Origin of the sequence: Streptomyces africanus (assembly GCF_002150735.1) — a bacterium.
In the GTDB taxonomy this organism is placed as follows: Bacteria; Actinomycetota; Actinomycetes; order Streptomycetales; family Streptomycetaceae; genus Streptomyces; species Streptomyces africanus.
This window is the reverse complement of the sequence record NZ_MUKA01000377.1, coordinates 1-4,952: the sequence shown is the minus strand read 5'-3', so window position 1 is coordinate 4,952 and position 4,952 is coordinate 1. Positions and strand designations below refer to the sequence as shown.

The 4,952-nt window shown below is 72.1% G+C and carries 6 protein-coding genes; 4 read left to right on the top strand and 2 right to left on the bottom strand.

From position 1 onward, the window contains the following. On the top strand, positions 1-508 hold a 508-nt coding region (locus tag CCL05_RS36580; RefSeq protein WP_143590003.1), incomplete at its 5' end, for a CocE/NonD family hydrolase. Positions 509-522: 14 nt separating this feature from the next. Here the strand turns inward: CCL05_RS36580 and CCL05_RS36575 are convergent. Continuing rightward, a complete protein-coding gene (locus CCL05_RS36575) occupies positions 523-1,677 on the bottom strand; it encodes a M20 metallopeptidase family protein (protein WP_208641696.1) in 1,155 nt (384 codons plus the stop codon). Between the two features lie 436 nt (positions 1,678-2,113). Here CCL05_RS36575 and CCL05_RS36570 point away from each other — a divergent pair, with 436 nt between their 5' ends. Then, positions 2,114-2,464, top strand: coding sequence for a hypothetical protein (locus CCL05_RS36570; RefSeq protein WP_086564947.1), 351 nt, complete (start codon positions 2,114-2,116; stop codon positions 2,462-2,464). A 37-nt stretch (positions 2,465-2,501) separates the two neighbouring features. Here CCL05_RS36570 and CCL05_RS36565 read toward each other — a convergent pair whose 3' ends face one another. Further along, entirely contained in the window at positions 2,502-3,488 is a 987-nt protein-coding gene (locus tag CCL05_RS36565; RefSeq protein ID WP_086564946.1) for a helix-turn-helix domain-containing protein, read from the bottom strand. Between the two features lie 95 nt (positions 3,489-3,583). Here CCL05_RS36565 and CCL05_RS36560 point away from each other — a divergent pair, with 95 nt between their 5' ends. Both CCL05_RS36560 and CCL05_RS36555 read left to right on the top strand, forming a co-directional pair. After that, positions 3,584-4,108 (top strand): hypothetical protein, encoded by a 525-nt coding sequence (locus CCL05_RS36560; protein WP_244204526.1) that lies wholly within the window; start codon positions 3,584-3,586, stop codon positions 4,106-4,108. 69 nt (positions 4,109-4,177) lie between these two features. Then, the gene (locus CCL05_RS36555) at positions 4,178-4,783 is read left to right on the top strand and encodes a response regulator transcription factor (RefSeq protein ID WP_086564944.1); all 606 of its coding nucleotides are present in this window, start codon (positions 4,178-4,180) and stop codon (positions 4,781-4,783) included. The last annotated feature ends 169 nt before the right edge of the window (positions 4,784-4,952 follow it).

Here is a 4,952-nt window from a genome sequence, read left to right as displayed (position 1 = left end):
GGGAGAGCAGGGGACCGCCGACCCCACCCCGTCCCTCGGCGGTCCCCTGCTCTCCCGTACGGCCGGTCCCCGTGACAACAGCGCCCTGGAGGGCCGAGAGGACGTCCTGACGTTCACCGGTCCACCGCTGGCCGAACCCGTGGACCTTCTCGGTCCGGTCTCCGCGCGACTGAGCGTCTCCACGGACACCGGGTACGCCGATGTCTTCACCCGCCTGTGCGACGTGGACGCGCAGGGCCGTTCCGTCAACGTCTGTGACGGGCTGGCCCGGCTGGAGACGGTGGGGCAGGCGCCCTCGGAGGTCACCGTCCGGATGAGCTCCACCGCCTACCGCTTCCCGGCCGGGCACCGGATCCGCTGGCAGATCAGTGCGGGGGCCCATCCGCGCTACGCCCGCAACCCGGGGACCGGCAAGTCCCCGGTGGACGCCGTCGACTTCACACCGATACGCGTCACGCTGCACACCGGCTCCGCGCTGCTGCTGCCCCACGGGTCCCGGACTGCGTGACCTCCGGGGACGCGCTACCGGTGACTCCGCTGCGCCAGCCACCCTGCCATCGCCCGCACCCCGATACCGATGGACCGCTCGTCCGGGGCGAAGTCGGGGAAGTGGGGATAGCCGGTCGTGATGGGGGCGCCGGGGGCGCGGACGCCGAGGAAGGTGTAGGTGCCGGGGACGCGGTCCAGATAGAGGGCGTAGTCCTCGCCGCTGAAGGGCGGGAACGCGGAGTGGAGCGTGACGACCGGGTCACGGCCCGGTGCGCGGCGCAGATGCCGGGCGAGCGCGCGGGCGTCGGGTTCCGGGCAGACCAGGGCCGGGAACGGCTCGGCGGGGAAGCTCACGGCGGCTCCCGCGTACGACGTGGCCAGCCGGCGGATCTCCCCGCGTATCTCCGTGTACCGCTCCTGCGGCCAACAGCGGTAGGACACGCTCACCTTGGTGTCCTGTGCCGAGGCCCGCAGCGCCACGAAGCGGGCGAACGGTCCGTCGGGCGTCTGGGCGTCGGTGACCATCCGCTCGATGTCCGCGGGCGTCTGCGGGGGTGTCACCGTGGCGAGCGCCCCGATCTCGGCGGCCAGGCGCCGCGCGGCCTCGGGTGCGTCCGGGCCCTGGAGCGTCACCTCCGCCTTGTCCTGGCCCGGCATCCCGTAGCCCCCGGTCACGGCGAACCGGCCGACGGGGAAGGGCCCGCAGTGCAGCGCGTGGATCTCCTCGACGCGGGTGCGCTCCAGCACGCCCGCCTCGATCATCGCGCGGGCTCCGGACAGGCTCTCCTCGGCGGGCTGGAAGAGGAACACCACCGTGCCGCTCAGGTGCTGCCGCAGTCTGGCCAGGACCTTGGCGACGCCCAGGGCCACCGTCGTGTGGATGTCGTGTCCGCAGAGGTGGGCCGCGGCCCGGCCGCCCCCGACGATGTCCTTCGGCGGCACGGCGTCCATGTCCGCCCGGTACGCGACCGTCCGGCCCGGGAGCGTGCCGTGCAGGACGCCGACCACACCGTGGCCGCCGACCCCGGTGGTGACGGTCAGCCCGGCCGCCCGCAGTTCCCGGGCGACCACGCCCGCGGTACGACGCTCCTCCCCCGGCAGCTCGGGGTGCCGGTGGAGGTCCCGCCGCAGCTCGATCAACCCGGTTTCCAGGCGCGTCACTTCGGCGTCCACCGCCCGGTTTCCCACCGGTCCCCTCCACCCGCCGGCGGCGGCCTTCCCTGCCGTACCCCACGCGGCTGCGGCACCGCCTGCCGCCGCCATGCCGGCCGCCAGCAGCGTGCGGCGGGCCAGAGCGTGCTCCGTGGGACGCTTCACGGTTCCCCCTTGTGATCGGTCTTTCCCGTTGGTACACGATCACTTCTCGCGCATGCCGTCGCCCATCCGGCGAGCCACCGCTCGTGGGTGGGGACACCCCCCGCCCTTGAGGGGCCCCGGCGTGCAACTCCCTGCCAGGCAGCTTCCTGGCGCGGCCGGATGCGGACAGCGGGGGTGGCGGGATGGTTCTCTCATATCAGCGGCCGGGAAGCGCGGGGAACGCGGAACGGTCCGGGGGAGCTGAAGCACTACTGGCTCCATGCATCGTCGCAAAGGTCCTGACTCACGCATGGAATGGAGACCAGCCATGATCCGTATCACCAAGCGTTGTTCCGCCGCCGTCGTCCTCGGTTCGGCCGTACTGGCCACCCTCGCCTGGGCGGTGCCGGCGCAGGCCGCCGAGCAGACCGAGGGGACGCGGGCGGCCGGTTCAGCCGTCTCGCAGGCGGACCGCTCCGTCGGCGACGTGCTGCCGCCGCTGCCGCACCTGCCCGGTTCGCCCGACGACTTCACCTGGACTCCGCTGCCCCTGGGCGGCGGCGACCTCACCGGGATCCCGGGGCCGCTGCACGGCAGTGACGACTTCACCTGGCACCAGGTGCCGGTCGACAACACCGAGGACTTCACATGGCAGCCCGGTCCGCAGGCAGAGCGGTGATCTCCGCGCATCCGGCGGACCGCGCGACGGCCGGCTGTCAGATCCACTGGCGGCGGGCCGCCTGGACTCCCGCCTCGAAGCGGCTGGAAGCGCCCAGGCGTTCCATGAGCTCCGCCATGATGCGGCGCTCCGTGCGGACTCCGATGCCGAGCGCCCGGGCCACCGCCTCGTCGGTGAGGCCGGTGGCGAGGAGCTGGAGGAGTTTGCGCTCCTGCGGGGTGAGCCCCTGCGGGTCGTCGTCGGGTGAGGAGTTCTGATGGAACGGGCTCGCGTGTTCCCAGTACGCCTCGAACAGGGCCCGCATGGCGAGCACCACCGGCCGGCTGTGGAACATCAGGGCCGCGGGGCCCGTCTGACCGGGCAGGTTGGCCACGATGGCCGCGGTCGTGTCGATGATGAGCAGCCGCATCGGCAGGGTCGGCGACGTGCGGATCTCGCTGTTGTGCTCCGCCATCCACTGGGCGTGGGCTCTCGTCACCCGGTCGTTCACGGCGCTGTCGAGGTAGATCGAACGGAAGCGGACGCCCCGGGCCAGTGCCCGCTCGTTCAGCGGCCGGGACGCCTCGATCGCCTCCTTGGTCAGGCCGCCCACGGGGTGGAAGACCAGGGACTCCTGCTGGCACGACTCGGCGAGCGCCTCCAGCCGGGTGCGGATCTCGTCCACGTTGTCGAGCTGTTCCGTGCCGTCCGAGCCGGACCCGGCCGACGCCGTGTACTCGGCGGCGAGCGCCGCGAGCGCGGCCCGGTTCTGCTCGATGCGCTGCTGCCGCCAGGCCAGTTCGTCCTGTTCCCGCTGGAGCAGGACCTTCAGGCCGAGCGACGGGTTGACCGCGCGCAGGGTGCCGGGTGAGTCCTGGGACGGTGCCAGCAACGACAGGTCGGACAGGCGCGTGAGCGCGTTGTGCACCTCGTCGCAGCTGATGTCGAGGAGCTCGGCGAGCTTGTCCGGATCATGTTGCTTGTGGAAAAGGATCGCGCGGTACACCGCGAGGGTCTGCTGATCGAGTGGCGAAACCTCGTCCACGTGGCGCCTCCCCCTTGAACCACCCGTCGCAAGGCATGCGAGAGACCCTCGCAGATCGTTCACATATCGGCCACGTTACCCGGTCAGGAGTTCCGGTGTCGCACACAGTCGCACATGTACTACCGCCTTTGCACGGCTGTGTCGCCCTTGTCGTCGACGGCACCACCGGCGTCGGGCGGCGGGTCGCCAGTCAGCTCTGCGCGCTGGGTGCCGCCGTCGCGGTGGTCGGGGCGGGGCACCCCGGTCGCGGTGACGACGCCGCCACGAACGCGGCGTTCCTGTGCAAGGAACTGGCCGGAATCGGACTGGTCGCACTGCCCTATCAAGCCGATGTGGAACGGCCGGAGAGCTTCGCCGCGCTGACCGGTCAGATCGCCGCCGACCTCGGGCCGGTCACCGTCGGCGTCGTGGTCGTCCCCGGCGAAAGCGGAGGCGAGGAACTGGCCTCGTTCTTCCGCGTCCTGTCGGGTGTCGTCGCGGCTTCCCTGCCGGCCGGCGCCGAGCACATCGAGGTCGACGTGGGGCGTGAAGGCGCCGGCCTCGAGAAGGCGGCCCAGGCGGTGGTGGAGCGGTTGGCCCGGCTGCACGAGCCCTGGCGCGGCCCCTCCGCCCGACCCTGACCTGACACACCATCAACTCTCCTGTTTTTCCCGAGTCTTTGCCTTAGTCCTGCCGTACGGGGGTCGAGCATGTCGATACGCATAGTCCTCGCAGGTGATCATCAACTCGTGCTGGAGGCCTTCGCCGAGACGCTCAACGGCGTCGACGGACTGGAGGTCGTCGGCCTGGCCACGTCGTACGACTCCGTCCAGCCTGCCGTGGAACGGCACCGGCCGACGGTGCTGTTGCTCGGCGAGTCCACGATGGGCGGCAAGGCGCTGCGCGTCGCCACCGACGTACGGAGCCGGCATCCCAAGTGCGGGGTGGCGCTGCTGGTGGGGGCGGCCACGTCGTCGGTCGTGGACCGGGCCGTGGCGGCCGGCGCCCTGGGCGTCGTACCGAAGAACGCCCGGCTGCCCCAGCTCGTCACGACGCTCATGGGTGTCGCGGGCGGCTGTCTGACCGTCGATCCGTCGCTGCTGCGGCCCGTCGCCGTAGGGGAGTTGTGCCTGAGCACCCGGGAGACGGACGTGCTGCGGCTGACGGCCGGCGGGGCGACCGTGAAGGAGATCGCGGGCGAGCTGTATCTGGCGGCGGGAACGGTACGGAATCTGACGTCAGCCGCGATCAAGAAGCTGGGCGGACGGAATCGGTTCGACGCGGCGCGGATCGCCGGGGAACACGGGTTGCTGTGAGGGGCGGTTCGGGAGGGGGAGGGAACGAGCGCGTGCCGGTGCCGGCGGGTGAAGGGGCCGGGGCGCGTTCGACGGTGAGCCGGTGCTCGCCGGGGGCGGCCGGCTCGGAGAGCGGGAGCGGGAGCGGGTGCGGGACCGGGAGCGGGACCGGGACCGGGAACGGGAACGG